A 3,210-nucleotide genomic window follows, 5' to 3' on the forward strand; every position below is an offset into this window, starting at 1 on the left:
GGCTTCACAGATGCCGTAATAGGCCACGCCGCAGGGCCAGTCCCAGGTCATGTCCATGCGCATGGTGCGCTCCACAATGGCGTCCATTGTCTTTTCAATCTGTTCTTTATCAAAAATCAATCCGGCCATGCCATATCTCTCCTTTTGTTTTGCCGCCCTTGAGGGCTGTTGGTATCTGTCTTTATTATGCACGGCGTTTTTTGTACCGTCTCACCCTTTTTGTGTATTTCCTGTGCAATTTCGCTTATTTATTTTTCCATGTAGAGAGCGTTTTCTCCATCTATCCGTTTCATTCCTCCATCTATCCAAATCTCTACTGGGAATTTCCCACAAATACCAGGGTTTTGTTTTGTCTGTTCTGCACATATATCACCGTTTTTGGTAAAATGGGATAGCTTTTACCGGCCGGGAAGTCGTATAATGGAGCAAACGCTTTTTTGACGCAAATAAAGAAGGAAGGAACCGAACATGGAAGAAACCACACAGCCCAAAGTCTGCCGCCGTTGTCTGCTGCGGGATATGGCGGGAGAAAACGAGTACTGGAAGAGTGTGGAGCGCTACCGCGCCACCATGCCGCGCAAGCTGCGCACCCCCGACGATGCGTACGAAGCCCGGCTGGCCCATTGCCGTCAGTGCGATGCTTTGCAAAACGGCACCTGCATGGAATGCGGCTGCTATGTGGAGATGCGGGCTGCCCGCACCGACATGCACTGTCCCCTGGCCTCTGCCCGCTGGTAACATCCGGCTTATCCGCGCAGGCCGTAGTCCTTCAGGCAACGGACAATGCCCTCCGCAGTGGTGTCGAACGCCACGCCGCCCCGCCTGGCTTTGGCGGTATCCATGGCCAGGTTGCGTGCCCGGTCCCCGGGCACCAGGGTGGGGGCAATGTCCAGCGCCGCGCAGAACCGCCGGGCAGTCTCCAGCATATCCAGGTCATTTTCACTGCCGTAATTGTACACCCCGCCGGGCAGTTCCAGCACCGGCAGCAGATTTTCCACCGCCTGCCGCACGTAGGTCACACCGCGGAAATCCCTGGGGGAAAATGTCTGGGGCTGCCCCTGCAATGCCGCCCGCACCAGGTTCAGCACCAGGTTGCCCCGCACCGGCAGGCCATACCCCGGCAGGTCATACAGCCAGGTAACCCGCAGAAACACTGCCTCCGGCAGAAGTTCCAGCCCCCGCTGCTCCGCTTCCAGCTTGTGGCAGCCGTACACGTTGGCGGGCGCCAGGGGCATATCTTCAGGCAGAGGGCCGGACCGCTCAACCCCCGCATAGACCTGGTCGGAGCTGAACACCACCAACTTTGCCTTTTGTGCCGCCGCAGCTTTGGCCAGCCACAGGGTGAGCTCCACGTTGGCCCGGTAGGATTCCTCCGGATGGGATTCGCAGTACCCTGTATCCGAAATGGCGGCGGTGTGCAGGATGGCGTCGGGGTGGGCCCTGTCCACCAGACGGGCGATCTCCTCTTCCCCGCCCCGGGCCATCAACCCTTTGGGTGCCGGAATCAGTTCCAGTTTTTCTGCCAGCTGCTGCCGCACCCGGGCGCCCACAAAGCCGCCGGCGCCGGTCAATAAAACACGCTTCATCGATATACTCCTTTTCTATCCAAGACGGATTTCATTCATCAGACGATTGCATTTTTTTCATTGTACCACAGGGGGTGTTTTTTGGCTATCCAGGGTTTACCCCTTGATTTGCCATAGGGTATAATGGGAGCCAAAGAAGAAAAATGCGAGGAACCTGACCATGAAAAAACTCACACTGCGGCAGCTGCTTACGGTGGCCACCATGTTGTTCGGCCTGTTTTTCGGGGCCGGAAATCTGATTTTTCCCGCCTCGGTGGGGCAGCTGGCCGGGCGCAGCCTCTGGTGGGCGTCGGCGGGGTTGCTGATCACCGGCGTGGGGCTGCCCTTGTTGGGCGTGGCGGCCCTGGGCATCAGCCGTAAGGAAGGACTGTTTGACCTGAGCAGCCGGGTGGGCCGTGGCTACGGCTTCTTTTTCACCTGCCTGCTGTATCTGACCATCGGGCCCTTCTTCGCCATCCCCCGCTGTGCCACCGTCTCCTATACGGTGGGCATCCAGCAGCTGCTGCCTCAGGGCGGCGCTCTGGCACTGGGAATCTTTTCCCTGGTCTTTTTTGCGGCGGTGCTCTTCTTCTCGCTGCGTCCGGGAGAGATCCTGACCTGGGTGGGAAAGGTGCTGACTCCCTTATTTCTCTGCTTTCTGGCCGTATTGATCCTGCGGGCACTGACTTCGCCCCTGGGAGACGTGAGCACGGTGGAGCCTTCGGGCAGTTACGCCGCCAACGCCTTTACCGCCGGTGTGCTGGAGGGGTACAACACCATGGACGCCCTGGCCAGCCTGGCCTTTGGCATCATTGTGGTCAACGCCATCCGGAGCCTGGGCGTCAAAGAACCCGCTGCGGTGGCCAAAAGCACCGTGCTGGCGGGGGTGTTCAGTTCCCTGTTCATGGGGCTGATCTACGTGCTGGTCATCGTCATGGGTGCCCAGAGCCGGGGGCTGTTCCCGGTTTCGGCCAACGGCGGCGAAGCCCTGTCCCTGATTGCCGGGCATTATTTCGGCGGCGTGGGGGCTCTGATCCTGGCCGCCACCGTCACCCTGGCCTGCCTGAAAACAGCGGTAGGGCTGATCACCAGCTGCAGCGAAACCTTTGTGCAGCTGTTTCCCGCCGGGCCGTCCTACCGGATGTGGGCTGTGGGATTCTGCGCCATCTCCTTCCTGATTGCCAACCTGGGGCTGAACGCCATTCTGAGCTATTCCACCCCGGTGCTCATGTTCCTGTATCCCCTGTCCATCGTGCTCATCCTGCTGACCCTGGGCGGCGGGCTTTTCGGCAATGACCGGGGCGTGCTGCGCTGGACCATCGGGTTCACCATGGCGGCATCGGTCATTGACCTGCTGCGTACCCTGCCGGAGGGCACCCGGACGCTGCTCCATCTGGAACCGCTGGTGACCTTTGCCGAAACCTATCTTCCCCTGTGCCAGCTGGGTTTCGGCTGGGTCTGCCCGGCCCTGGCGGGCCTGCTCCTCGGGCTTTTGCTGCGGCGGATGCGCCGGGCGGCCTGACACATCGATATACAAAACCACCCCGCTGCCAGCGAAATGAACAGGTCCGTAAAAAGTAGACAATAGACAAAAAACCTCCCCGTGTAGGATAATAGAACTACACGAGGAGGTTTTGCTATGCCC

Annotated in this window: 3 protein-coding genes; 2 read left to right on the forward strand and 1 reads right to left on the reverse strand. The window is 59.5% G+C overall.

Translation table 11 applies throughout. The features are described 5' to 3' along the window. The first annotated feature begins 468 nt into the window (after positions 1 to 468). A complete protein-coding gene (locus H6B15_RS15095) occupies positions 469 to 738 on the forward strand; it encodes a DUF6171 family protein (protein WP_204648829.1) in 270 nt (89 codons plus the stop codon). 8 nt (positions 739 to 746) lie between these two features. On the opposite strand, the gene H6B15_RS15100 is transcribed toward H6B15_RS15095, so the two are convergent. Continuing rightward, positions 747 to 1,586: an SDR family oxidoreductase gene (locus tag H6B15_RS15100; RefSeq protein ID WP_204648830.1), complete on the reverse strand. Its 840-nt coding sequence runs from the start codon at positions 1,584 to 1,586 to the stop codon at positions 747 to 749. A 160-nt stretch (positions 1,587 to 1,746) separates the two neighbouring features. Between H6B15_RS15100 and brnQ the strand changes: the two genes are divergently transcribed. Then, the gene (gene brnQ, locus H6B15_RS15105) at positions 1,747 to 3,087 is read left to right on the forward strand and encodes a branched-chain amino acid transport system II carrier protein (protein ID WP_204648831.1); all 1,341 of its coding nucleotides are present in this window, start codon (positions 1,747 to 1,749) and stop codon (positions 3,085 to 3,087) included. Positions 3,088 to 3,210 lie beyond the last annotated feature (123 nt).

The sequence above is a fragment of the Gemmiger formicilis genome, assembly GCF_016900095.1.
GTDB lineage: Bacteria > Bacillota > Clostridia > Oscillospirales > Ruminococcaceae > Gemmiger > Gemmiger formicilis_A.

Excerpts from the sequence above, each read along its gene's own strand:
- H6B15_RS15095 (WP_204648829.1), top strand. The coding sequence starts at position 469 with ATGGAAGAAACCACACAGCCCAAAGTCTGCCGCCGTTGTCTGCTGCGG.
- H6B15_RS15100 (WP_204648830.1), bottom strand. The coding sequence starts at position 1,586 with ATGAAGCGTGTTTTATTGACCGGCGCCGGCGGCTTTGTGGGCGCCCGG.
- brnQ (WP_204648831.1), top strand. The coding sequence starts at position 1,747 with ATGAAAAAACTCACACTGCGGCAGCTGCTTACGGTGGCCACCATGTTG.